This window comes from Kitasatospora sp. NPDC015121 (genome assembly GCF_055562955.1).
Window position 1 is genome coordinate 168706 of sequence record NZ_JBVHEH010000013.1, and the last position, 23611, is coordinate 192316.

A 23611-nucleotide genomic window follows, 5' to 3' on the forward strand; every position below is an offset into this window, starting at 1 on the left:
GGTGTCCTCCGGGTGAACGGCGGGCCCGGGCGGGTGTCAGCCGACGACCGCGACCGGGGCGTCCCAGGCGTTGCGGTCGACGGTGACGGCGGCGCCGCCGTAGGTCTCCTTCTGGTTGACCTGGTACTGGTGGGCGCGGCGGTGGCCGCTCCACAGGCCGCCGAACGGGAAGCTGCCGGTGGTGTCGGCGGCGCCGTCGTACTTGGCGTACCACATCGCGTCGGGCAGGTCGGGGGCGTTCTCCCCGGCGGCCTTGGCGATGCCGGCGGCGCTGGAGGAGGCGAAGCCGTAGAACCCGGCCCAGTAGCCGGAGCCGTGCACGGCGCGGTTCCAGGACTGGACGTAGGCGAGGACGGCGTCGGCGCAGGAGGTGTCGGCGGTGTTGTAGGCCTCGACGTCGAGGTAGAGGGTGCTGCCGGGGCGCATGCCGAGGGCGGCGGCCTTGGCGACCGCGTCGTTGCCGTCGGCGGTGCCGAGCGGGACGGCGGTGTCGGCGGTCAGCTTCTCGGGGCTGCTGCCGGTCTGGCAGGGCGGCTGGGCGCCGACGTACAGCGGGACGAGCTTCCAGCCGCTGGCGCTCACCGACTTGACCCAGCCGGCGGTGAGCTGGGGCTGGGCGCAGCCGCGGTTCTTGCCGCCGATGTAGACGGCGGCGGCGCCGTAGGGGCTGGTGCCGTGCCAGGCGTTCATGGTGGCCAGGCTGGGGGCGGTGCAGGTGTCGAAGGCGAGGCCGGTGAAGGTCGCGGGCGCGGTGCCGGGCTTGGCGACGGGCGCGGCGGGCGGGGCGCCGGCGGTGCTCCCCTGGCCGGCCGGCTTCGATCCGGACGCGGACGCGGAGGCGGAGGCCTTGGCGGAGCTGCTCGCGGACGCGGAGGCGGACCCGGAGGCGGTGGCGCTCGCGGAGCCGGATCCGGAGGGGCTCGCGCTGGGTGCGGCGGTGGCGCTCGTGCCGGTCGCGGGTTCGGGCGTGGTGCCGTCGGGGGCGGCGGTGTCGGCGGCGGGCGCGGCGGCCGGGGGGTGCTCGTCCCCGTCGCGGCCGGCGGCGGCGAGGGCGGCGGCTCCGGAGCCGATCACCAGGACGGCGGCCGCTGCGAGCAGTACGGCCCGGCGGCCCCGGGGGCGGCGTCCGGACGATTCGCGGGCGCGGCGGTGCGACACGTGCTCTCCACTGGCTGAGGGGGGCCGGCTGGCGGCCGGTCGTGCGGTGTTCCGGCACACCATAACGGGTACTTGGGAAAGTCTTTACCCTGCCGCCGGGGGGCCGGACGGGGGCCCCTAGGATAGGGGGGCGAACTGTCCGAGTCGGGCGCGGGGCGGCCGTGCCGGAGGGAGTCTCCCATGGAGTTGGCGGGCGTCGACCCCGAGCACGGCGACGAGGGCGGGCGGCCGCGCCGCCGCGGGCAGGGCGAGTTGGCGACCGAGGTGCTGTCGGTGCTGCACCGGGCGCCGGGGCCGGTGACGGCGTCCTGGGTGCAGGAGCGGTTGGGCGGCGAGCTGGCGTACACCACGGTGATGACCATCCTGTCGCGGCTGCTGACCAAGCAGGCGGTGGTGCGCAGCCGGGCGGGCCGGGCGTACGTGTGGTCGGCGGCGGCGGACGCGGCGGGGCTGACGGCCCGGCGGATGCGCCGGCTGCTGGACACCGAGCCGGACCGGGACGCGGTGCTGGCCTCGTTCGTGACGGCGCTGACGCCGCAGGACGAGCGGCTGCTGCGTTCGCTGCTGAACGCGGCGGAGCCCCCGCCGGGGGCGGGGCCCGGGGACCGGGACGACGGGCACTGAGCGCATGGGCTTCTTCGTCTTCCTCCCCCTGGTGCTGCCGCTGACCTCGCTGCCGATCGCCCGGCTGGCCGAGCACCACCTGCACCCGCGCAACGCGGTGCGGCTGCTGTCCTGGATCGGCGGGACGATGGCGGTGTGCAGCACGCTGGCGCTGGGGCTGCTGTTCGTGGTGGGCACCGCGCAGATCCCGGGCAACCCGCTGCCGGACAGCTGGTCGGACCCGGAGATCCGGACGGCGGTGCCGTTCCACGAGGCGGTCGGCACGGCGGCGGTGGCGGGTCTGGTGACGGTGCTGACGGCCTGTTCGCGCTCGCTCCGCCGCCACCTGCGGATCCGGGCCCGGGCGCAGCGGGTGCTGGCCCCGGTGCCGCTCGACTCGGACCCGGTGGTGCTGCCGGACCCGGAGCCGTACGCGTACGCGGTGCCGGGCGGGCCGGGCCGGGTGGTGGTGTCGACGGCGATGATGGACAGCCTGGACGCGGACGAGCAGCGCGCGCTGCTGGCGCACGAGCGCTCGCACCTGGCCAACCGGCACCACCGCTACCTGCTGGCGGCCCACCTGGCGAGCTGCGTCAACCCGTTCCTGCGCCCGCTGCAGAAAGCCGTCGGGTACGCGACGGAGCGCTGGGCGGACGAGGAGGCGGCGGGTTCGGTGGGCGACCGGCGGCTGACCGCCCGCGCGGTGGCCCGGGCCGCCCTGGTGACCCGCGGCGGCGGCCCGGCCCCGGCCTTCGCCGCCTTCGCGGCCCCCGGCCCGGTCCCGCGCCGGGTCACCGCCCTGCTCAGCCCGGCCCTCGGCGAGGCCTGGCCCCCGGCCGCCTCCCCGGCCGGTCTGGCCGCGATGGTCGCGGCGGCGGGCACCGCGGTCTCGGCGGTCTCCGCCCTGAACGCGGCCGTCGCCCTGCTCCTGCTGGTCAAGGCGGCGACGCCCTGGTGACCGCCCGCCGGTGCGCGGCGGCACCGGCGGGCGGTCGGGGGTCGGAGGTTAGGGGTCGGGGGTCAGGGGCAGCTGACGAGGACGACGGAGAGGGCGGTGCAGGTGACGGCCGCGGTGTCGTTGGCCGGGTTGGGGTCGAGGGGCGCGGAGGCGGTCCGCGTGGCGGTGACGGTGACCTGGCCGAGCGTCAGCAGGCCCAGCGGGACGCGGAAGGTCCTGCTCGCGCTCGCGCCGGCGGCGATCGGGCCGTAGGCGCAGGTCACCGTGCCGGCCGCGGCGGTGCATCCGGTGGCGAGGCCGGTGGCCGAGGCGCCCGCCGGGAGCGTGGCGGTGAGGGTCGCCGAGGCGAGGGCCCCGGGGCCGGTGTTGCGGGCGGTGAGGGTGTAGCCGAGGTAGGGCACCAGGACGCCCAGGTGCGGCTGGGCGGCGAGGGTGACGGCGACGTCCGACGTCGGCGGCGCGGGCGCGAAGGCCGTGCCGTAGGGGCCGGCGAACCCGGTGATCGTCGCGGTGACCGTGTTGGTGGCGGTGTCGATCACCGAGACGGTGCCGTCGGACTGGTTGGTGACGTACACGGCCGTGCCGGACGGGTTGGTCCTGGCCTGGGCCGGGTTGTTGCCGACCGGGACGGTCGCGGTGACCGTGCCGGTGGCGGTGTCGACCACGGAGACGGTGGCGCTGCCGTTGTCGGCGACGTAGGCCCGGGTGCCGGCCGGGTTGAACGACACGCCGTTGGGGGCGGTCCCGACCGTGACGGTGCCGGTGACCGCGTTGGTGGCGGTGTCGATCACCGAGACGGTGTTCGTGCCGTTGTTCGTGACGTACGCGAAGGCCCCGGTCGGGCTGACGGCCACGCCCGAGGGGTTGCTGCCGACCGGGACGGTCGCGGCGACCGTGTTGGTGGCGGTGTCGATGGCCGAGACCGTGTGCGTGTAGTTGTTCGTGACGTACGCGGTGCTGCCCGACGGGTTCACCGCCACTCCGTTGGGGCCGCTGCCGACCGTGACGGTCGCGGCGACCGTGTTGGTCGCGGTGTCGATCACCGAGACGGTGTCCGTGCCGTTGTTCGTGACGTAGGCGAGCGCTCCGGACGGGGTCAGGGCCACCGTGAGCGGGCTGCTGCCGACCGGGACGGTCGCGGTCACCGTGTTGGTCGCCGTGTCGAACACCGAGACGGTGTCGCTCCCGAAGTCGGTGACGTACGCCCGGGCACCGGTGGGCGAGAGCGCCACGTTGGCGGGACTGTTGCCGACCGTGACGGTGGCGGTGACGGCGTTGGTGCCGGTGTCGACCACCGAGACGGTGCTGCCGCCGAGGTTGGCCACGTAGGCGAGCGGGCCGGTCGCGGCGTGCGCGGGCGTGCCCAGCGCCACCGCCCCGGTGAGCGCCAGGGCGCCGCCCGTGGCGCAGGAGACCAGGCGGCGCCCCCAGGCGGAGAGGGAACGACGGGTGCGGGCAGGTGCAGAAGGCAAGGGACTTCCCCCCATCGGTCCGCACGCCGACGGCGGGTCCGGAGGACCCGGGGACCGGCGGCCGCGCGGTCGTGCGACTCCACTGCGGCGGGCGGCGGCGGAACCGCTGCCCGGCGGAATCAGTGGAATCATCGCGATTCCGCACCGGGAGCGCCGCGGAACGCCCGCAAGTGGCCGCATCCCGTCCGGAAAGTTGACCGCGGCAGGTCTTGACGCCACTTCGGCCCCTTCCGCACCGGGCCTCCCGGTCCTCAGTCGACGCAGGGCACGCCGCCCGCCTTCACCGGCGGCCCCTGCATCTGCAGGGTGGCGGCGGGGCTGGGCTCCCCCGGACCGCTGCCGGAGGCGGAGGCGGTGCCGCCTCCGGAGGCGGGGGTGGCGCGGTCGGCGCCGAGGACGACCTGGACGTGGCCGGGGGCGATCGCGGTGGAGGCGGTGGCGGTGACGCCGTAGTGCTCGGCGATCCGCCGGCCGGCGTCCTGCGCGCCGGTGCCGTACTTGACGGTGGTGGTCCGGAGGCGGCTGTCGGCGGTGCCGGTCCTCCCGGCCCGGTAGCCGAGTGCGACCAGGGCCCGGGACTCCTCGCCGGCCGCACCGGACACCGGCGATCCGTTGAGCACGTCGACCGTCGCCCCGGCGACCGGCGCCCCGCTGGGACTCGGGCTCGGGCTCGCGACCGGGACCGCCGGGTCGGCGTCGACCGGCTGGCCGAACAGCTGCTTGACGATCCGTCGCAGCTTGGCCGGGTCGACCTGGTTGACCTCCTGGCCGCCGACGGTGGCGAACTTGTCGATCGGCAGGGTGTTGAACTCGACGTTGCCGCCGGTCAGGTTGGGCGCCTGCTGGACGAAGTCGAGCAGCTGCCACTGGTCGTCTATCACCACGTCCTTCTTGACCACGTCCAGCAGCGCCTGCATCTTGCCGAGGTCGCCGAGCACCCCCTGCTGCTTGAGCTTGTACTCGACGGAGGCGATGAACGCCTGCTGCCGGTGGGTGCGGTCGAGGTCGCCGTTGGTGAGGTTGTGCCGCTGCCGGACGAAGGACAGCGCGTCGGCGGCGTTCAGTCGGCTGACGCCGGCGGGCAGTTTGAGTCCGGTGCCGCCGCCGGGGCGGACCACGTTGCCCTTGCTGTCGGTGATCCGGGAGACGATCGGGTCGTCGACGGCCTTGTTCAGGCAGACCGGGATGGGTTCGAGGGCCTTGGCGATGTCGTAGAAGCCGATCAGGTTGACTTCGGCGAAGTGGTCGATCGGGACGTCGAGCAGCTTCTGCACGGTCTGGATGGTGGCGGAGCGCCCGGCCTCCCGGCTCTGCTGCTCCAGTGCGGCGCCGGTGAGGCCCTTGGCGCGCAGCTTCTGCTCGGCGGCGTCCTTGGCGTAGCCGTACGCCTCCTTGATCTTGTGCATCCGGCCCTCGGTGCCGTCCGCGTTGTACGTCTGCACCCAGTCGTCGCGCGGGACCGACACCGCCTGCGCCTTCCCGCTGGGCGGGATGTGCAGCACGATCAGCGAGTTGGTGTTGTAGCCGCCGATCTCGCTGGAGCCGGCGTGCAGTTCGTCCTCGACGAACTGCTTGGGCAGGTCGGTGCCGTCCATGTTCTTCCGGCTGTCGAGGCCGATCAGCAGGATGTTGACCGAGGCGTCGAGGTGCTTGGGCGCGTTCTTCCGGGCCTGGTCCAGGGCGTGCGAGCGGTTGACGCTGTTGAGTTCCCCGGCGGTGTACCAGGCGAAGCCGCTGATGCCCAGGACGGCCAGCGAGAGGCCGCAGGCGAGGGTGCGGCCCGCGACCACCCCGGCGGCCGGACGGCGGGCCGGGCGGCGGGGGCCGGGTCGCTCAGCCACGGCGGGACCTCCGGGCCCGGGCGGCACCGGCGGTGCGGGCGGCGCGGAGCCGGCGGACGGCGACGGCCAGCAGGGCGGCGGCGAGGGCGGCGAGCATCCACGGGAACTGGCCGCTGACGAGTTTCAGGCCCTCGGTGCCGAGTCCGGCGCCGTGGTACCTGTCGGCCCGGGCCAGGTAGTCGACGCCGCCGGCGACGGCCAGCGTGACCACCGGCGCGCCGCTGACCACCCACCACCAGCCGGCCGGGGTGCTGACCAGCGCGGCCAGCGCGGCGCCGAGCACGGCGGCGGCCGCGTAGCCGGCGCCGAGGCCGGGGGCGAGCAGTTCGTCGGCGAGCGCGCCGAGCACCGGCAGGCCGAGCGCGGGCAGGACGGCGGGCATCCGGTTCGGTGCCGCGGCCTCCCGCCGGGCGGCCCGCCGCGACCGCGCTCCCCCGTCGTCCGCCGGCGCGGCGCGGTGCTCGTCCCGGTGCGGGCCGCGCTGGGCCGGCACGGGGTGGGCGATCGCGGCCGCCCGCTGCGCCGCGTCCGCCGGTTCGTCGCGCCTCGACGGCGCGTCGCCGCGCGTCCCCGTCGACCTTCGACCCGTCATCGACACCTCTCGTCCACTGCACGTGCCGCGTCCGCGGCGTCCGACCGTTCCGGTTGACAGACGCGTGGCCGGTACCACCCGGTTCCTCTACAGAGCTGTAGAGATCCGGGCGGCGCACACGGACCCGCTCCGGGTACGTAAGCTCGCCCCAGGTGCCACCCGGTGTCGGGCGACACCTGGCAGAACGCGACAGCCCGGCGGCAGGACACGGCCACCCGACGCCCTCGGGCCCGGGAGCCGGTCCGGACCGGGGAGTTGACGGTCGGACCCGAGGGGCGTCGCGACCTCGGCGGACGGAAGGAGTCACCGGTGGCGGAACACCGCGCGAAGTGGCCGTGGGCGGTGCTGGCCCTGGCCGTCCTCGGCGTCTGGGCGTACGAGCGCGTCGGCGACCCGCCCCCCGCCGCGCCGGCCGCCGGCGCGAGCGCCCCGCCGTCCGCCGCCGGCTCCCCGCCCCCTTCGCCCTCCCCCTCGCCGTCCCGGGCCCGGACCGACTACTCGCCGCCGCGCTTCGCCCCCGAGGTGAAGCGGTACGCGGCCGAGGCCGGGGTGAACCCGCAGCTGGTGATGGCCATCCTGTACAACGAGTCGTACAAGCCGCACGGGCCGGACGTCGAGCGCTCCTGGCAGAAGATGAAGCCGGACGCCTCGTTCGGCGTCGCCAACATGCACCGCGCCGCCTACGACGAGACCCGCCGGGGCCGCCCGTTCGCCGACCGCCCCTGGGAGGACCTGCCGGACGACCCGGCGCTCGCCGTCCGCGCCGCCGCCTGGCACCTGCACGACCTGGGCGCCCAGCTCCCGGCGAAGCTCTCCGGGACGCTGAACCGCGACGAGCTGATGGCCCTCGGCTACAACACCGGCGCGGGCAACATGCTGCTCTTCGCCCGCGGCACCAAGCCCGGCACCGAGGCCCGCTCCTACCTGGACCGCCTGCACGACAACTGGTCCAAGTCCGCCGACGCGCTGGCCGCCGCCCCCTGACCGCCCGTCACTGGCCCGCCGACCGCCTCCGCCCCGGCCTCGGCCGTCGGCCGCGCACCCGGAACCGGAGTCGGAGCCGCTAGGATGACGCTCCGTCAACTGCCGCCCACCGGAGGGTAACCGTGTCCGACGACCTGCTCATCGCCAAGATCAGCCACGGGTTCGACCACCTCGACGCCGACGGGGACGGGCAGCTCACCGAGCGCGACCACGTCCTGATGGGGCAGTCGGTGGCGCGTTCGCTCGGGCACCCGGCCGGGTCGGCGGAGGAGGCGCGGATCGTCGACGCGTACGTGGCGATCTGGCGGGAGCTGCACCTGCCGCACCTGCCCGCCGGGGCGGTGTCGATGGGCCGGGCCGACTTCCTGGCGTCCACCGCCTCGCTCGCCGACGACCCGAAGGCCGCCGAGGCCACCCTCGGCGCCCTCGCCCGGGCCTTCCTCGACGTCGCGGACGCGGACGGCAACGGTCGGGTCGACGCGGACGAGTTCTTCCTCTTCCAGCGCGGCCACTTCCCCCAGCTGCGCCGCAGCGACGCCGACGCCGCCTTCGCCCACCTGGACCGCGACGGCGACGGCACGCTGGACCCGGAGGAGTTCGTGACCGCCATCATCGAGTACTGGACCAGCCGCGACCCGGAGGCCCCGGGCAACTGGTGGGCCGGCAGCCCGCAGGGCGACCCGGACCAGACCACGCTCTGACCCGGCGTCAGCGCCGCCCGGCGGCCCGCTTCGGCACCCGCCGGGCGGCGCGGCGCAGTGCGGCGAGTTCGTCCAGGTCCGGCGTGACCAGGGCCTCGGCGACGGGCAGCCAGCTCCCGGCGGCGGCCGCCAGCCGCTGACGGGCCTCGCGCGGGGTGCGCGGGCGCCAGCCGGCGCCGTTGCAGTGGGACGAGAAGCGGATGCCGGCGTGCAGCAGCGCGGTGAGCGCCCGCCAGGCGGCGTCGTCCCGGCGGCGCGGGACCCGCAGGTGCCGTCCGGCGTCGATCAGCGGGCCGCGGCAGCGCGGGCAGACCGCCCCGCCGACGGCGGCCCGCTGGTAGGAGGCGCGGCAGGGCGGGCAGACGTGGTGCCGGACGGGTTCCGGCGGGGCGGAGCGCATGCCCGACATCCTGGCGCACCGCCGCGAGCTGCGGCAACGCGGTTCGCGGGCGCCGGTCAGCGCCGCCCGGACGCCCGCTCCGGCTCCCGCTCCGGCACCCGGCGGGCGGCGCGGCGGAGCGCGGTGAGGGCGTCCGGGTCCTCGGTGGTCAGGGCGCGGGCGGCGGGCAGGCCGGTGCCGGCCGAGGCGGCCAGCCGGTCGCGGACCTCGCGCGGGGTGCGGGGGCGCCAGCCGGGGCCGTCGCAGCAGCCGGAGTGGAAGGTGACGCCGGCGTGCAGCAGCGCGGTGAGGGCGCGCCAGGCGGCGGTGTCGCGGCGGCGGGGGACGTGCAGGTCCTGCCCGGCGTCGATCAGCGGGCCGCGGCAGCGCGGGCAGACCGCTGCGCCGCCCGTCCGCTTGTAGGAGGCGCGGCAGGGCGGGCAGACGTGGTGCCGGCTGCCCGTTCCTCCTCGGAAGCACATGGCGTCCATCCTGACCCGCCCTCACCGGCTGCGGCAACGCGTTTTCCGACGCCCCGTCGGTGCTGCCGGGTGCGGCGGGGCCGAGCGGGCACACTGGCGGCATGACCGCTTCCCACGCCCGGGGCATGGAGCCCGTCCCCCCGCCGGACCACGACGAGGCGCACGGCGGTGCGCTGGGCGGGCGGCTGAACTGGCTGCGGGCCGCCGTGCTCGGCGCGAACGACGGCGTGGTGTCGACGGCGGGCCTGGTGGTGGGCGTCGCCGGGGCGAACGCCTCGTCCGGCGAGCTGTTGACGGCGGGTCTGGCGGGGCTGCTGGCGGGGTCGCTGTCGATGGCCGCGGGCGAGTACGTGTCGGTGAGCACCCAGCGGGACGCCGAGCAGGCGGCGCTGGCCCAGGAGCGGCGGGAGCTGCGGCTGACGCCGGAGGCGGAGCTGGCCGAGCTGACCGGCCTGTACGAGGCGAAGGGGCTGGATCCTGAGCTGGCCCACCGGGTGGCGGTGCAGCTGACCGCGCACGACGCGCTCGCGGCCCACGCGGAGACCGAACTGGGCATCGACCCGGAGGCGTTGACCGATCCGTGGCACGCGGCGTGGGCGTCCTTCGCGGCGTTCACGGTGGGTGCGCTGCTGCCACTGCTGGCGATCGTGCTGCCGCCGCCCACCCACCGGGTGTGGATCACGGTGGTGGCGGTGCTGGCGGCCCTGGTGCTGACGGGCTGGGCGAGCGCCCGACTGGGCGGTGCGGATCCGCGCCGGGCGGTGCTGCGCAACGTGCTGGGCGGCGGCCTCGCGATGGCGGTGACGTACGCGGTGGGCGTGCTGCTGGGTGCCTCCACCGGCTGAGCCCGCCGGAGGGGCGAGGGGCCCGGGCCGGGAGCAGTTCCGGCCCGGGCCCCGGTGCGAGTGCGGGGGGGGTTGGGTCAGTAGCGCAGGTCGGCGGCGATCCGGCCGGCGTCGGAGAGGGTGCCGTCGGGGACGAAGCTGACGGTGGCGCCGGTGTCGAGGGCGCGTTCGATGACCTCGTCGACGACGTCCTCGCGGGCGCCGGGCTGGCCCTCCTCGGCGGGGACGAGGTGGTCGCCGTCGTCGCGGGCGGTGGTGCGGAAGTTCTCCTCGACCACCAGCAGGGCGATCCGGCCCTCGGCGGCGGTCTGCCAGACCTCGTCGATCCCGGCGGCGAAGGCCTGGCGCCCGCGGGCCTTGTCGAGGCGGGCGAGCGCGTCGGTGATCTCCTGGTCGGCGTGCGCGCGGACGGCGGGCTCGACGGCCTGGCGGACGGCCTCGGCGGTGGCCTGGGCCAGGCCGCCGTGCGGGATCTGCGAGGTGGTGGCCTTGGCGATCGGGCCGACCGCGTCCAGCAGGGCGAGCGCGGGGGCGTCGCCGAAGACGTACAGCGGGCGGGGGTCGGCGGCGAGCACCTTGCCGATCGCGGCGTCGGCCTGGCGCAGGAAGGTCTTGGTCTCCTCGTCGCGGAAGGTGCTGGGGGTGTCGCCGATCCGCTCCTGGCGCTCGGGGTCGGGGTTGTCGTAGACGCGCTCCAGCGGGAAGCCGTGGCCGTTCTCGGGGGTGACCTTCTCCTGGTTGCCGCCCCACAGGGCGACCCGGTCGGCGGCGACCGCGAGCACCCAGTAGGGGCGTTCGGCGATCTGCGAGGAGACCAGGTTGCGGGTGAGGTAGGTGTCGGACAGGACCACCCGGGCGGGGGCGGTGCGACCGAGTGACCAGACCTGGTGCTCGCCGGGTGCGGCGAAGATCGCCAGGCCGTCCTCGGCGTGCACCAGGTCGACCTCGGCGAGCGCCTTGTCGAGCTGCTCCAGGACGTCGATCCGGTCGGCGCGGGAGACCTCGGGGTCGGCCTGGACCCGCTCCTTCGCCTCCGCCAGCAGGTTGCGCAGGCGGACCGGGTCCTGCGCGTTGTCCGGCTCGCGGCGGTGCGTGGGCATCAGGATGGACACCGCCGGGTAGGGGCGGGGCCGGCGCAGCTCGGCGAGGACGGCGGGGCTGAGGGCGGGGTGCATGGAGACCCTTTCCGAAGGCGGTTCGGCCTTCTGTGCGTGGGCTGCGGCGCATGGGCGCGAAGCCTCATTCTGCTCCCGAATGTCCCAAATGTACCTATCTGTCGGGAGGGGCGTCGAACCGCCGTCCCGCCCGCCGCTCCGGTCCGCCCCCGTTCGGCCCCTGGTCAGCCCCGGTCAGCCCCGGCCCGGCACTCGCCCGCACCCCGACGCTCGCGCAGTCGGCGGACCGCCGCGCGGACCGCCAGGTGGACGGCGAGCGCGGCGGCCGCGCCGAGGGCGTAGCCGAGCAGGTCGGGCAGGTCGAAGGTGGTGCCCAGGACGAGCCGGGCGAGCCGGCCGTGCGCCGAGGTCGGCAGGTAGGCCGGTGGCCTGGAACAGTTCGACGGCGCAGCTCGCGGCGAGCGCGGTGCCGGCGGCGGTCCGCGGGCGGAGGCGGGGGGCGGCGGCCATCAGCAGGGTGTGCAGCAGCGCGGTGTACAGCGCGCCGCCGAGCGGGGCGGCCGCGGCGGCCGGCACCCGGGCGGGCGCGACCAGCCCGAGCAGCAGCACCGCGGCCGCGGCCGCGAGCCACCCGGCCCGGGCCCGCCACCCGCCCCGGGTCCGCCACCCGCCCCGGGCCCGCCGTCCGTCCGGCGGCCGCGCGGAGGGGCGACGCCCCGTCACTCCGGCGCCGGGGAAGGGGGGACGAGGGCGCGGCGGTCGCGGACGGCCCGGCGGCCGGGGGTCGGTGGTGCGCATCCGCCCAGCCCATCACACGGGGCGGGGGCGGGCGGCAGCGGGCCCGGCCCTACGGTGGTGGCATGCGGACCATCGAGTTGACCTGCGATCCGGCGTTCGACCGGGCGGTGCGGGCGGTGTGGCGGCGGCTGGCCGACGGCGGGGTGGACTCGCTCGCGGACAACCCGCACCCGACGCACCGCCCGCACCTGACCCTGGCGGTGTGCGGCGACGTCGCGCCGGAGCGGCTGGCGGAGGTCGAGGCGCTGCTGGCGGGGGCGCTGCCGCTGGAGGTGCGGCTGTCGGGCCTGCTGTCGTTCTCGGCGCGCAGTCGGCGCCGGGTGCTGACCTGGGGCGTGGTGCCGGGTCCGGCGCTGGTCGACCTGCACCGCGAGGTGTGGCGGCTGCTGGCGGACGAGCCGGAGCCCGACCCGCTGTACGTGCCGGGCCGTTGGATGCCGCACCTGGGCCTGACCCGCCGGGTGGAGCCGGACGGCCTGACCCTGGCGCACCGGCTGCTGGGGCGTCACCCGGATCTGGCGGGCGTCTTCGACGGGGCGCGCAGCTTCGACTCGAACACCCAGTCGACCAGGGCTTTTCCGGTCTGACGAGCCGTCAAATTCCGTTTATCGGATGATGATTGGGGCAACGCATACTGCGGGAAGCAGTCTCCGCATCGAGCCGTGAAGGACTCCCTTGCCCGACGATCTCACTCCCGCGCAACAGCAGGTCGTCCTCGACCTGGACCAGAAGATCGCCACCCTCATCACCCACCTCGGCCAGCCCGACCTGCAGGCCCTCCTGCCCGGCACGCCCGCCGGCGGGCAGCTGCAGCAGGACCTCTCCGGCCGCTTCGGCGCCCTGCTCGGCAGGCTGCCCGGACTGGGCAACCTGGTCAAGGTGAACGCCGCGCTGGACCCCTCGATGGGCGCCAACACCCTGATCACCTCCGGGGCGAACCCGCAGGTGTTCCGACTGGACCTGCGACCGGACCTGGTGCAGAACGCCACCACCTCGTACCACAACGCGCTGACGGTGGTCCACGAGCTGTCCCACACCCTCAACGAGCACAACGCCTTCCCGATCAAGGACTACGCGTACCGCAGCGGCTGGGCCTGGGGCCACCTGACGCCCGCGCTGAGCGTCCTCAACGCGGACACCTACGCCCAGTTGGCGGTGCGGCTGGCCGAACGCGCGGACAACGGGCCGGGGCGCTACAGCCTGTTCGGCCTCGTCCCGGCCCAGCGCGAGCACCTGCGCGGCGTGGCGGGGCAGACCGTCCTGGGGGCCGCGCTGGCCTGGGCCGACCTGGTGCTGAACCGCGCCTGGCTGCGCGGCAAGGATGTCGCGGCGCACGCCGGCGTCAGCGTCCTGGACGCCAACTGGGCCACCCAGCAGCAGAACTGGGCCAACGATCCGGACGCCGCCCAGCGGGTGGCCTTCGAGAACCGGCTGGTGGGCGCGAACCTGGTCAGCGCCCGCTACTCGCTGTTCGGCGTCACCGGGCTGAGCACGTACGGGAAGTGGACGGTGGAGTGGATCGCCTCCACCCTCGCGAAGGCGAAGAACCTGCTCTCCGGGCTGGAGGTGATCCCGCTGGCCGTCGACGGCGGCTCGGTCTCCTGCCACGCGGACCAGCGGACCCTGCTGGTGTCGCGCGGCGTGTTCGGGGACACCCCGGTGCAGCTCGGCGGGCGGATCCTGAACGCGGTGCTGGCGGCCGTCGCCCCCAGCGGCTTCACCGCGCCCGCCTGGGCGCCGAGGCTGCGCGACGTCGTCGACTGGCTGGTGCTGCACGACCGCCCGCAGGAACAGGCGGCCCTGGCACCGCTGCTGGCCTCCCTCGGCCAGCTGCCCGCGGTGGCCACCACGGGGGCGCAGTGGGACGCCCTGATCCAGGGCCTGCCGCGGGCGGTGCTGACCGACACCACCGCCCGCTGGCGGATGCTGGACGCCCACGCCGCCGCGGTCGTCCCGCTGGGCGCGGCCGCGCAGGCCCGGCTGCGGTACCTGGACGCCACCCTGACCGACGACCTCAGCCGGGTGGGCAACGCCGCCCGCAAGCTGGCCGCCTCCACCGCCGACGTGAACGCCCTGCTCGCCCAGGTGGACGCGATCGCCGCGCGGGTGACGCCGCTCTTCCCGGACGCCGCCGCCCGCTACGAGGACGTGCGCCGCGAGCTCAGGCCGATGCGCCACTAGCGGCGGGCCCGTCGGGCCCGGCCCTCCGGGCCCGACGGGGGGCCGGAGGACCGGCGGACGGGAGCGCGGTGAAGAACTCCCGGGCGTCGCGGGCGAACGGGTCGGGCACTTCCGGCGCGGCGAAGTGCCCGTCCCGAGCGACCGACGCCGCAGCGCCGTCGTCCCCGCCCCGCCGGCCGGGCCGAACCCACCCGCCCGCTCGGCCCGCCGACCGCCCGCCACCGGCCGTCGCACGGGGACCGGCCGCCGGAAAACCCGTGGTCAGGGAGGGCGTGGACGGCCTAGCATCCGGCCCATGACCCCCGCGCACCCCTCCCCCGCCGTCACCCTCGCCCCGCTCGACACCGACGACGCCGAGCTGCTGCACGGCTGGCTGGCCGAACCGCTGGCCGCGCACGAGCTGGGCCGCTGGCCGCTCCCGCTCTCCGCGCTGCGCGAGCGGATCGAACGGGACGTCGAGGACGACAACCACGACGCCTTCCTGGTGCTGCGCCCGGACGGCGAGCCGGTCGGCCAGGCCGAGCTGATCGCGCAGAGCATGATGGACGGCACCGCCACCGTCCGCCTCCTGATCGCCCGGGAGCACCGCGGCCTCGGCCACGGGCGCGCCGCGCTGGACGCGCTGACCGACCTCGCCTTCGGCGAACTGCCGCTGCACCGGCTGGCCGCGCGTCCGCACACCGACAACGCCGCCGCCCTCGCCCTGCTGGAGCGCGCCGGCTTCGTCCACGAGGGCGTCGAGCGCGCCGCCTGCCTGCACCGGGGCCGGCGCCACGACCTCGCGGTGCTCTCGCTGCTGCGCCCGGAGTGGGAGGCGCTGGAGCGGCCGCGCGCCTGGGAGCGCTGAGCCCCCGGCGCTCCGGCGGCCAGGGGCGCGTCCCGGTGGCACAGAGGGGTGCGGCGCGGCGCGGCGCGGGTAGCGGCGGCGTCCGACCGGGCGGGACCGGTGTTCAGCTGACGGGAGTGCCCGCCTCGTCGGACAGGCCGAGGCGGTCCTGAAGCGTACGCCGGCCGATCTCGGTGAGGGCGACGGCGCGGCCGGTGCCGATCCGAGTGATCCAGCCGGAGTCGAAGGCGTGGCGGCACAGGGCGGCACCGACGGCACCGGCCAGGTGGGGGCGGCGTTCGGTCCAGTCCAGGCACGCGCGGACGGGCGGACGCCGTGTGGCGGGCGGCAGCACGATGCCGAGCTCCGCTAGCCAGGCGGTCCCGTCGCCGGTGAGCGTCAGCCCCTGCTCCCGGTCCAGCAGCCCCCGGTCGGCCATCGCCTCGGTGATCGCGACCCCGAGGGCGCCCGCGAGGTGGTCGTAGCACGTGCGGGCGCGGGCCAGCGCCCGGCTCCGGTTGACGGCGGGCAGTGAACGTGGCGGAGCGACGCGGCGGGGAGCCATGGCGGCAAGGGTCTCGATCAGATGGGCCGTCTCGGGATCGGCGAGGCGCACGTAGCGATGGCGCCCCTGACGCTCCTGGGCGAACAGTCCTCCGCCGACCAGGAGGTTCAGGTGCTCGGTGGCCGTCGAGGCGGCCACCCCGGCATGGCGCGCCAGCTCGGTCGCGGTCCAGGCCCGGCCGTCCAGGAGGGCCAGGCAGAAGCGGGCGCGGGTGCCGTCCGCCAGAAGTCCGGCCAGAGCGGCCAGGTCCGGGCCCTCCAGGTGCGCGTCATGGTGATTCATCGTCGTCCATCATCCACCGGCGATCCTTCGGCGGTGGCCGAAGAGTCCTCACCCTACGGTCGACTCCCATGAACACCGCGACACCCAGGACCGTGCCCGGCAACCCGTCGGCCGCCCACGTGACCATCGAGCCGAGCATCCTGTACTTCGGCACGCCGGTCGTGCTGCTCTCGACGGAGAACGAGAACGGCTCCTTCAACCTCGCGCCGATGTCCTCGGCCTGGGCACTCGGCCACGTCGTCGTCCTCGGTCTGGGCGCCGGGGGACAGACCGCGCACAACCTCCTCAGCCGGCCCGATCTCGTGGTCAACCTCCCTGAGCCCGCCCAGTGGCCGGCGGTGGAGCGGCTGGCGCCGCTGACCGGACGCACCCCGGTGCCCGTGGACAAGCGCGGCGCCTTCCGTTTCGAGCCGGACAAGTTCGCCGCCGCCGGCCTGCGACCTGAACCCTCCGAGCTGGTCCGGCCGCCCAGGGCCGCCGAGTGTCCCCTCCAGTTGGAGGCCCGCGCCGCCCGGATCCGACCCGACGCCTCCGGGGCCTTCCTCATCGTCGAAGCCGACGTGCTCAAGGTCCACGCCGATCCGCGTGTCGTCGTCCCCGGCTCCCAGCACGTCGACCCGGCCACGTGGAGCCCGCTGATCTACAACTTCCGTCACTACTACGGACTGGGCCCCGAACTCGGCCACAGCTTCCGCTCCCAGACACCCCGGCCGGCCCACTGACCGGCTTCGAAGCCGGTCGACGCCGGGGCAAGGGGTACCGAAGCGTCCCGATCGAGGCCGGGGCCGCCGCCGCGATCGCCTGACCGGCAGGACCCGGGCCACCCCGGCAGCGGGCGGGCCGGGCAACGGCAACCGGCCTCGGCACCCCTGCCACCCGGCCGGTTGCCGGGACATGCTCCTAGCCGCGCCGGTGCACCTGGCAGGGGGCGTACTCGTACGGGGAGTTGAAGCCCTGGACGGGGCGGAGTTCGGCCTCCCAGTCGCCGGAGATGACGCCCCGGCGCAGCAGGAAGAGCTGGTTGGCGCGGCGGCGCAGCAGGGTGCGGTAGCGGGCGACGACCTCCTCGCCGTTGACGGCGAGTTCGGTGACGAGGTCCTCCAGCAGGCAGCTGCCGCAGGTGCCGCCCGGGTGGTGGCGGTCGCGCGGGACGCCGGCCTCCTCCAGGCCCCAGACGGTGATGGTGCCGTCGGGGCCGACGCCGGCCAGGAAGCCCTGCGGGGAGGTGTCGGCGGTGCAGATCTCCAGCAGGCGGGCGCGGAACGCGGCGGGGTCGACCTCGCGCAGCGGCTGGTTCATCCGGCGGGCGGCGGCCACCAGCAGGTGGGCCAGCAGGGTCGCGGCCAGGGTGGCGCAGCCGGCGACCAGCAGCCAGCCGGGTCCGTCGCCGAGGCCGAGACCGATCGCGGCGCCCGACCAGAGCAGCGCGGAGAAGTAGTCCAGGAGGCGCTGCCCCTGTCGGGCGAGGACCCGCAGCGCGGACCACCCGGCCAGCACCGGGATGAACACCAGACTGACGGTCTGCCACACGCCCATGCCGGCCCCCTGACTCCCCCGGGGAGGATGTCCGTTCCGGGCCCGGCCCAATCCCCTTGCGGGGAAGGGTGGTTCGCTTGTCAGTGGCGGGCGGCGCGGCCGGTGCGGGTGGGGACGGCGAGGCGGACGGGACGGTCGGCGGGGGCGGCGAGCAGGTCGGTGAGCTGGTCGGTGACGGTGCTGCGCAGTTCGTCGTCGTCGGTGAACTCGTGGTCCTGGAACAGCGAGTGGCCGGTCCACATCAGGTTGGCGCAGACCTGGGCCGGGACCTGGCCGGTCTGGGCGCCGAGGCCGACCAGGGCGACGGAGGCGATGCTGCCGGGGGTGGCGGCGTTCTGCCGGTGGACGGCCTGGAAGGCGGCGGCGCAGGCGAGGGCGACGTTCAGGGTCTGGCTGACGTCCTGCCGGGAGGTGCGCATGGTGGGGGTGGAGATCAGGAAGCGGGGGACGGCGGCGCCGGAGGGCACGCACACGGCGCTGCCGACCTTCAGGTCGCCGCCGTGGCCGTCCCGGATGGCGCGCTGGACGCGCAGTTGGATGCCCGCGCCGAGGTGGCGCTTGATCACCGCGTCGAGGCCGCCGTCCATCCGGCCGCGGGAGTTGGTGGGGCTGACCCAGGCGTCGGCGTCGACGTCGAGGATCGAGCCGGTGCGGACCTCCACGCCCGGGGTGCCGGCGAACGCGGTGCGCCAGGCGGCCACCACCTCGGTGTTGAGGTCGGTCAGCACCACGCGCAGCGGCTGGGGGGCGTGCTTGACGGTCATGCGGGCGAACTCCGTTCGGCCGGGGGCTCGTTGTCGGTTCCGACGCTATCGGCGGGCACCGACAGCGCCGCTCCGCCGGCCCGGTGCTCCGCCGGGCCGGCACGCGTCGGCGCCGGGCCGGCACGCGTCGGCGCCGGGCCGGACGCCCGGGCGGCGACGGCTACCGCGTCGCGCCCGGCCGGGGCAGGTCCAGGGCGTCGGCGACGGCCGCGGTGACGCGGGCGGCCCGCTCCGGGAGGTGGCGGGCGATCCAGTCGGCCGCCAGCTCGTGGAAGTCGGCGAGGTCGCGTTCCACGCCGGCCAGCAGGCGGTGGAGTTCGGTGACGGGCAGCTCGATCACGGGGCTGTCGCTCAGCTCGCCGTCGACGGTCAACCGGGCGGTGCTGCCGACGAGTTCGGCGCGCGCGTCGGGTTCGTGGCCGAACGTGGCCGCGCCGCCGTCGACGACCGCGTACCAGTCCCGCCATTCGCCCAGCCCGCAGCAGCAGCCGGGCAGGAGGGTGGTCCCGGTGGCGGTGTCCGTGACGCGCAGGCCGCCGGCGGCGAAGAGGGTGTCGAAGGTCAGCAGTCCGTGCAGGAAGGAGTCGGTCGGGTCGGCCGGCCGGGTCGGGCGGTCGTCGCCGTGCGCGGGATCGGGGTCGAGGTCGTTGCACTGGGCGATGCGCATGATCGCGATCCCGACCTCGGCGGGGTCGAGGCCGCCGTCGAGGGCCAGGTAGGCGAACGGCTCCCACGCGGCGACGGGCCAGAGCGCGAAGCCGTCGGGGGCGTAGACCTCGAGGACGGGTTGGATGACGATCACCCGGCAGAGCCTGGCACACCTCCCGCCCGCCCCGCCCCCGGTTTCCGGCGCCGGGCGTTCCCGTCCGTCGGTGGCGGTTGCCGTGCCGATGCCGGCGGCTGTGCCGATTGCCGTGCCGGTGCCGGTGGCCGTACCGGTGTCGGTGGCGGTGCCTAGCGTGGCACCCGTTCGCCTCCCCGACCGCCTGGAGCCCGCCATGACCGATTCCCCCTCGTCCGCCGCCTCCCCGGCCGACCCGCTGGCGCTCGCCGAGCTGTTCGGGGGCGGTGGCGAGGACTGGTTCCCGGTGCTGGGCCCGGTGATCGCGGCGCGGCCGGACGCGGCGGCGTTCATCGGTCCGGGCCGGCCGCAGGACGTGGTGCCGATACGGGAGTTGACGTTCCAGGCGCTGAAGCCGAACCCGCCCGGCAAGTGGAAGGTGGTGGTGTTCGGACAGAACCCGTACCCGCGGCCGGAGAGCGCGACGGGCATCGCGATGTTCGACAACACCTTCCACGACTGGAAGGACAGCCAGTTCGGCCGGGTGGTGAGCATCCGCTGCATCATCAAGGCGGCGGCGATGTGGAAGTACGGGATCCCGAAGAAGACGCCGATCGCCGACCTGCGGGCGCTGCTCGCGCAGCACGGCACGGTGCAGCCGCCGGAGTGGTTCCAGGCGATGCTGACCCAGGGCGTGCTGCTGCTGAACGCGGCGCTGACCGCGAGCAGCGACGGTTCGACCTCCCCGGCGGCGCACACCGCGTTCTGGAAGCCGGTGGCGGAGCGGATCGTGGAGGAGGTGCTGCGGGCCAAGCAGGACGGGCCGGAGGAGGACCGCGGCGTGGTGTTCGCCTGGTGGGGCGCGCACGCGCGGTCGCTGAAGTCGCTGGTGCAGCGGCTGGAGCGGAAGTACCCGGACGTGCGGGTGCGGCACATCGACCACCCCAACCCGGCGGCGCAGGGCGACGTCTTCTGCGACGGCGAGCACTTCGCGACGGTGAACGCGGCGCTGGAGGGCCTGGGCGCGGACCCGGTGGACTGGCTGCCCAGCGCGGGCTGGCAGGCCTCGGCGGAGGCCGAGGGCCGCACCGACGCGGGCACCGCCTCCCGGATGGGCGCGTTCATCTCCTCCACCATGGAGCTGCACCAGCTGTACCTGGAGCGGCTCGCCTCGGTGAAGGACGAGGGCCTCGAACTCCCGCCGGTCACCGGCGTGTTCGACCTGGAGCGGATGGGCTTCCGGGAGGCGGTGGAGCCGGTCGCGGCGCTGCTGAGCGGCCTGGAGCGGCACGTCGGCTCGGCGCACGAGTTCGGCAAGCGGCACGCGGACGCCCCGGCGGGCGGCGTGCTGGACGCCGAGGGCGTGGCGGCGCTGCACCTGTACACCTGCGAGTCGGCGTTCTACCGGGAGCTGAACGCGGCGCTGCGCCACCCGGACCGGGCCCGGCTGGCCCCCTACCTGCCGTACCTGCGGCTGCTGTTCGACGCGGTGGGCCGGCTGCCGGTGCGCCCGGAGCCGCTGTGGCGGGGCGTGGCGCTGGACCTGCGGGCCCAATACCCGCTGGGGCGGACGGTGACCTGGTGGGGCGTCTCCTCGTGCACCTCGCGTCCGGCGGTGGCCCGCGCCTTCCTGGGCGGCCGGGGGAAGCGGACGCTGTTCGAGGTGCGGCCGGCCCGGGCGGTGGGCATCCGGGAGTTCTCGGCGTTCACCGACGAGGAGGAGTACATCCTGCTGCCGGGCACCCGGCTGACCGTGACGGACGTGGTCGCCGAGCGCGGCGGGCTGTGCACGGTGACGCTCACCGAGTCGGCGGACGGGCCGCTGGTGTCCTGACCGTCGCGGCCCCCGGCAGCGGCGGCGCGGTCCCGGCCGGGGGCGCACCGTCGCGTCCGGGCCCCCGGGGCGGTCGTCCGCGCCGGGTGGGAGTGCGCCGTCGGGTCCGGCGTGCGCCCCTTGTCGTGGCCCCCGGGATATGCCGGGATCTTCCCTGCCGGGGGCTGGTTTGGTTGACTGCCGGTCATGACCTCCCGTGTGTTCGAGTCCGTGCCGCCCGATCCGATCGCCTACCTGGACCGGCTGGCCGTCTCCGAACTCGGCCGGGAGTACAAAGCGGTGATGCTGGCGGCGCTGGCGGTCGAGCCCGGGCAGACGGTGGTCGACCTGGGCTGCGGCCCCGGCACCGACCTGCCGGCGCTGGCCCAGGCGGTCGGCCCGGTGGGCAGCGTGCTGGGCGTGGACCACGACCGGGAGGCGGTGGACGCCGCCGCCGAGCGGACCGCCCACCTGCTGCAGGTGGACGTCCGGCTGGGCGACCTGCACGAGCTGCCGCTGGCGGACGGCGGCTGCGACCGGGCCCGGACCGACCGGGTGCTGCAGCACGTCGCCGATCCGGCGCTGGCGCTGCGCGAGGCCCGCCGGGTGCTGCGCCCGGGCGGCCTGCTGGTGCTGGGCGAGCCGGACTGGGGCACGCTGACCGTCGACCACCCGGACGGCGCGCTGACCGCCGCGTACACCCGGTACGTCACCGACCAGGCGGTGCGCAACGCCCGGATCGGCAGCCAACTCCCGCGCCTGGCCGCCGGGGCGGGCCTCGACGTGCTGGACGTCCACCCGCTCACCCCGGTCTTCCGCGAGGTCGCCGCGGCCGACCGGGTCCTGGGCCTGCAACGCGTCACCCACCGCGCGGTCGCGGCCGGCTACTTCTCCCCCGCCGACGCCGACCGCTGGCTGACCCACCTGGCCACCGGCACCTTCCTGGCCACCGTGACCTTCCACGTGGTGACCGCCCGGGCCTGAAGGCCCCCGCCGTCTCAGGACCGGTCGAGGGCCGGGCCGAGCAGGTCGGTGAACAGGCCGATCGGGTCGGCCCAGCCGCCGGCCGGGTCGGTCCAGTCGGCGTTGGTGTTGACGGCGAGCAGGCGGGCGCCGTCGGGGGTGGCGAAGGCGTACGTCCAGGAGCCGATGGTGGCACCGCCCATGCCCCAGTGGGTGGTGGTGCCGTCGGGCGAGGGGAGGGCGCAGACGCCGAGGCCGTAGGCGGCGCCGGGGAGCCAGTCGCGGGTGGGGACGGTGAGCAGCAGGTCGCGCTGCCGGGCGGGCGGCAGGAGGCGGCCGGTGAGCAGGGCGGCGAGGAAGCGGTTCAGGTCGGTGACGGTGGAGACCATGTCGCCGGAGGCCCAGAACGGGGCGGGGTCGAGTTCGGTGGCGTCCAGGACGGGCGCGTCCGGGTCGGTGCGGAACAGTTTGGTGTAGTGGCGGGCGTGCGGCTCGGGCAGGCCGTGGTCGGCGGCGGACGGCAGGTGGGTGCCGGTGAGGCCGAGCGGGCGGCTGATCCGCCGGTCGATCTCGGCGGCCAGGGTGCGGCCGGTGAGGTGTTCGACCAGCAGGCCGGCCAGCACGTAGTTGGTGTTCGAGTACGCCCAGCCGGTGCCCGGGGCGAAGGCGCGCGGCCGGGCCGCGGCGACCCGCAGCAGCGTGGTGGGCGGGTGGGCGGTGTGGGCGTTCAGGGCGGCCGGGTCGTCGGTGTGGTTGGGGACGCCGCTGGTGTGGTTGAGCAGTTCCCGGACGGTCGCCCCGGCGGCCGGTTCGGCTTCGGGGAGCGGGAGTCGGCCGGTCACCGGGTCGTCCAGGCCGATCCGGCCCTCGGCGGCCAGTTGCAGGACGACGGTGGCGACGAAGGCCTTGGTGATGCTGCCGATCCGGAACCGGTCCGCGGCGGTGCGCTCCCGGCCGGTGGCGGTGTCCGCGACTCCGGCGGTGGCCCGCCAGACCCGGCCGCGGTCGCGGACCTCGATCACCACGCCGGGGACGCCGCCCAGGGTGACGGCCCGGTCGAGGAGCCGCCGCAGTTCCGGCCGGTCGGTGTCGTCGCAGTGCCGCATGGTGTCTTCTCCCTGGTCGGTTGCGGTCAGGCCTGCCGGCGTTCGACGGCCTCCCGGGCCCGTCCGGCCAGGTGCGCGCGGTCGACGCCGGCCAGCGCGAGGGCGCGCGGGACGGTGCCGACCTCGGCGCCCAGGATGCCGAGCAGCAGGTGGGCCGAGGTCTGGTCCCGCTTGGGGGCGGTGCCGAAGCCGCGTTCGAGGGCGAGCCGGGTGGAGGCGCCCAGTCGGGGCCGCTCGGTGCCCGGGGTGGGCGGGGGCAGGCGGTGGGCGTCCGGGCGGACGCCCACGGCGCGCAGGCTGTGCGCGAACTCCCGGTCGAGCGCGGCGCGTACGGCGGCGCGGTCGAGCCCGGCGGCGGCCAGCACCCGGCGGGCGGCGTCGTCGGCGAAGGCCTCGTCGGCGTCGGCGTGTTCGTCGGTTGCGCGGTCGGGCGCGGTGGCGAGGGCGAGCAGCAGGTGGTGGGCGTCGACGGTGGCCGATCCGTCCGAGCGCGCCTCGGCCGCGGCCAGGTCCAACAGCCCTTGCAGGTACCGGTCGAACGCGCTCATCGGCCGCGCCTCCTCAGTGTGACGCCGCCCTCGATCAGCCGCTTGGCGTGCTTCTTGTGGACGGCCTGCCGGGTGACGCCCAGCGCCTCGGAGACCTGCGGCCAGCTCCAGCCGGCCCGCATGGCCTGTTCGACGGCGGCGTCCTCCAGCCGGTCGGCGAGCCGGCGCAGGGCGGCTACGGCCGCCAGGCTGTCGGCCGGGTCCGGCGGGAGGGGGGTGTCGTCGAGCGGCATGGAAGCAACCTAGGTTGACCGATCGCGGTTAGTCAACCCAGGTTGCCGAAACCCTCGCGGGCGGAGGGGCCGGCGGGCGGGGTGC

The 23611-nt window shown here is 75.8% G+C and carries 26 protein-coding genes; 11 read left to right on the forward strand and 15 right to left on the reverse strand.

All coding sequences use genetic code 11. The annotated features are described in order from the left end of the window. Positions 1-36: 36 nt before the first annotated feature. Positions 37-1158, reverse strand: coding sequence for a glycoside hydrolase domain-containing protein (locus ACZ3J7_RS20920; protein WP_465623136.1), 1122 nt, complete (start codon positions 1156-1158; stop codon positions 37-39). A 180-nt stretch (positions 1159-1338) separates the two neighbouring features. Here ACZ3J7_RS20920 and ACZ3J7_RS20925 point away from each other — a divergent pair, with 180 nt between their 5' ends. Both ACZ3J7_RS20925 and ACZ3J7_RS20930 read left to right on the forward strand, forming a co-directional pair. Then, a complete protein-coding gene (locus ACZ3J7_RS20925; RefSeq protein WP_465623138.1) occupies positions 1339-1782 on the forward strand; it encodes a BlaI/MecI/CopY family transcriptional regulator in 444 nt (147 codons plus the stop codon). A 4-nt stretch (positions 1783-1786) separates the two neighbouring features. Further along, positions 1787-2719, forward strand: coding sequence for a M56 family metallopeptidase (locus ACZ3J7_RS20930; RefSeq protein ID WP_465623139.1), 933 nt, complete (start codon positions 1787-1789; stop codon positions 2717-2719). A 62-nt stretch (positions 2720-2781) separates the two neighbouring features. Here the strand turns inward: ACZ3J7_RS20930 and ACZ3J7_RS20935 are convergent, their stop codons facing one another. From ACZ3J7_RS20935 to ACZ3J7_RS20945, 3 genes are all read right to left on the reverse strand, one after another. Further along, positions 2782-4191: a beta-propeller fold lactonase family protein gene (locus tag ACZ3J7_RS20935; protein ID WP_465623141.1), complete on the reverse strand. Its 1410-nt coding sequence runs from the start codon at positions 4189-4191 to the stop codon at positions 2782-2784. Between the two features lie 251 nt (positions 4192-4442). Further along, positions 4443-6032: an LCP family protein gene (locus ACZ3J7_RS20940; protein WP_465623143.1), complete on the reverse strand. Its 1590-nt coding sequence runs from the start codon at positions 6030-6032 to the stop codon at positions 4443-4445. Then, positions 6025-6624, reverse strand: a complete 600-nt coding sequence (locus tag ACZ3J7_RS20945; RefSeq protein ID WP_465623146.1) for a DUF6542 domain-containing protein — start codon at positions 6622-6624, stop codon at positions 6025-6027. Before ACZ3J7_RS20945 ends, ACZ3J7_RS20940 begins: the two co-directional genes overlap by 8 nt. 309 nt (positions 6625-6933) lie before the next feature. Here ACZ3J7_RS20945 and ACZ3J7_RS20950 point away from each other — a divergent pair, with 309 nt between their 5' ends. Together ACZ3J7_RS20950 and ACZ3J7_RS20955 are read left to right on the forward strand one after the other, a co-directional pair. Next, positions 6934-7608 carry a transglycosylase SLT domain-containing protein gene (locus tag ACZ3J7_RS20950; protein WP_465623149.1) on the forward strand — a complete coding sequence of 225 codons (675 nt, stop codon included), beginning with the start codon at positions 6934-6936 and terminating at the stop codon, positions 7606-7608. Between the two features lie 122 nt (positions 7609-7730). Continuing rightward, positions 7731-8309 (forward strand): EF-hand domain-containing protein, encoded by a 579-nt coding sequence (locus tag ACZ3J7_RS20955; protein WP_465623151.1) that lies wholly within the window; start codon positions 7731-7733, stop codon positions 8307-8309. Positions 8310-8316: 7 nt separating this feature from the next. Here ACZ3J7_RS20955 and ACZ3J7_RS20960 read toward each other — a convergent pair whose 3' ends face one another. Further along, positions 8317-8709 (reverse strand): hypothetical protein, encoded by a 393-nt coding sequence (locus tag ACZ3J7_RS20960; protein ID WP_465623153.1) that lies wholly within the window; start codon positions 8707-8709, stop codon positions 8317-8319. Between the two features lie 56 nt (positions 8710-8765). Then, positions 8766-9170: a hypothetical protein gene (locus ACZ3J7_RS20965; RefSeq protein ID WP_465623155.1), complete on the reverse strand. Its 405-nt coding sequence runs from the start codon at positions 9168-9170 to the stop codon at positions 8766-8768. 101 nt (positions 9171-9271) lie between these two features. Between ACZ3J7_RS20965 and ACZ3J7_RS20970 the strand changes: the two genes are divergently transcribed. Then, entirely contained in the window at positions 9272-10015 is a 744-nt protein-coding gene (locus ACZ3J7_RS20970) for a VIT1/CCC1 transporter family protein (protein ID WP_465623157.1), read from the forward strand. A gap of 77 nt (positions 10016-10092) precedes the next feature. Here the strand turns inward: ACZ3J7_RS20970 and ACZ3J7_RS20975 are convergent, their stop codons facing one another. After that, positions 10093-11190 carry a baeRF3 domain-containing protein gene (locus ACZ3J7_RS20975; protein WP_465623159.1) on the reverse strand — a complete coding sequence of 366 codons (1098 nt, stop codon included), beginning with the start codon at positions 11188-11190 and terminating at the stop codon, positions 10093-10095. A gap of 174 nt (positions 11191-11364) precedes the next feature. Then, entirely contained in the window at positions 11365-11928 is a 564-nt protein-coding gene (locus tag ACZ3J7_RS20980; RefSeq protein WP_465623161.1) for a ribosomal maturation YjgA family protein, read from the reverse strand. Positions 11929-11990: 62 nt separating this feature from the next. Between ACZ3J7_RS20980 and ACZ3J7_RS20985 the strand changes: the two genes are divergently transcribed. The 3 genes from ACZ3J7_RS20985 to ACZ3J7_RS20995 all read left to right on the forward strand — a co-directional run bounded on the left by ACZ3J7_RS20985 (position 11991) and on the right by ACZ3J7_RS20995 (position 14956). Beyond that, positions 11991-12515 (forward strand): 2'-5' RNA ligase family protein, encoded by a 525-nt coding sequence (locus tag ACZ3J7_RS20985; RefSeq protein WP_465623163.1) that lies wholly within the window; start codon positions 11991-11993, stop codon positions 12513-12515. 88 nt (positions 12516-12603) lie between these two features. Then, positions 12604-14109 (forward strand): hypothetical protein, encoded by a 1506-nt coding sequence (locus ACZ3J7_RS20990; RefSeq protein ID WP_465623165.1) that lies wholly within the window; start codon positions 12604-12606, stop codon positions 14107-14109. 295 nt (positions 14110-14404) lie between these two features. Further along, the gene (locus ACZ3J7_RS20995) at positions 14405-14956 is read left to right on the forward strand and encodes a GNAT family N-acetyltransferase (protein ID WP_465623167.1); all 552 of its coding nucleotides are present in this window, start codon (positions 14405-14407) and stop codon (positions 14954-14956) included. Between the two features lie 103 nt (positions 14957-15059). Here ACZ3J7_RS20995 and ACZ3J7_RS21000 read toward each other — a convergent pair whose 3' ends face one another. Further along, a complete protein-coding gene (locus ACZ3J7_RS21000) occupies positions 15060-15782 on the reverse strand; it encodes an ArsR/SmtB family transcription factor (RefSeq protein WP_465623169.1) in 723 nt (240 codons plus the stop codon). A gap of 68 nt (positions 15783-15850) precedes the next feature. Between ACZ3J7_RS21000 and ACZ3J7_RS21005 the strand changes: the two genes are divergently transcribed. Beyond that, the gene (locus tag ACZ3J7_RS21005; RefSeq protein ID WP_465623172.1) at positions 15851-16504 is read left to right on the forward strand and encodes a flavin reductase family protein; all 654 of its coding nucleotides are present in this window, start codon (positions 15851-15853) and stop codon (positions 16502-16504) included. A 178-nt stretch (positions 16505-16682) separates the two neighbouring features. Here ACZ3J7_RS21005 and ACZ3J7_RS21010 read toward each other — a convergent pair whose 3' ends face one another. From ACZ3J7_RS21010 to ACZ3J7_RS21020, 3 genes are all read right to left on the reverse strand, one after another. Then, positions 16683-17318 carry a hypothetical protein gene (locus ACZ3J7_RS21010; protein WP_465623174.1) on the reverse strand — a complete coding sequence of 212 codons (636 nt, stop codon included), beginning with the start codon at positions 17316-17318 and terminating at the stop codon, positions 16683-16685. A gap of 80 nt (positions 17319-17398) precedes the next feature. Beyond that, entirely contained in the window at positions 17399-18082 is a 684-nt protein-coding gene (locus tag ACZ3J7_RS21015) for a macro domain-containing protein (RefSeq protein ID WP_465623176.1), read from the reverse strand. A 160-nt stretch (positions 18083-18242) separates the two neighbouring features. After that, entirely contained in the window at positions 18243-18884 is a 642-nt protein-coding gene (locus ACZ3J7_RS21020) for a hypothetical protein (RefSeq protein WP_465623178.1), read from the reverse strand. Between the two features lie 196 nt (positions 18885-19080). Between ACZ3J7_RS21020 and ACZ3J7_RS21025 the strand changes: the two genes are divergently transcribed. Together ACZ3J7_RS21025 and ACZ3J7_RS21030 are read left to right on the forward strand one after the other, a co-directional pair. Beyond that, positions 19081-20697 (forward strand): ADP-ribosyltransferase domain-containing protein, encoded by a 1617-nt coding sequence (locus tag ACZ3J7_RS21025; RefSeq protein WP_465623180.1) that lies wholly within the window; start codon positions 19081-19083, stop codon positions 20695-20697. A 186-nt stretch (positions 20698-20883) separates the two neighbouring features. Beyond that, positions 20884-21660, forward strand: coding sequence for a methyltransferase domain-containing protein (locus ACZ3J7_RS21030; RefSeq protein ID WP_465623182.1), 777 nt, complete (start codon positions 20884-20886; stop codon positions 21658-21660). A 14-nt stretch (positions 21661-21674) separates the two neighbouring features. Here ACZ3J7_RS21030 and ACZ3J7_RS21035 read toward each other — a convergent pair whose 3' ends face one another. From ACZ3J7_RS21035 to ACZ3J7_RS21045, 3 genes are read right to left on the reverse strand one after another with little or no spacing between them, the layout of a single operon-like run. Next, a complete protein-coding gene (locus ACZ3J7_RS21035) occupies positions 21675-22745 on the reverse strand; it encodes a serine hydrolase domain-containing protein (RefSeq protein WP_465623184.1) in 1071 nt (356 codons plus the stop codon). A 26-nt stretch (positions 22746-22771) separates the two neighbouring features. Next, entirely contained in the window at positions 22772-23293 is a 522-nt protein-coding gene (locus ACZ3J7_RS21040) for a Clp protease N-terminal domain-containing protein (protein WP_465623187.1), read from the reverse strand. Beyond that, a complete protein-coding gene (locus ACZ3J7_RS21045; RefSeq protein WP_465623189.1) occupies positions 23290-23526 on the reverse strand; it encodes a hypothetical protein in 237 nt (78 codons plus the stop codon). Before ACZ3J7_RS21045 ends, ACZ3J7_RS21040 begins: the two co-directional genes overlap by 4 nt. Positions 23527-23611: the final 85 nt, after the last annotated feature.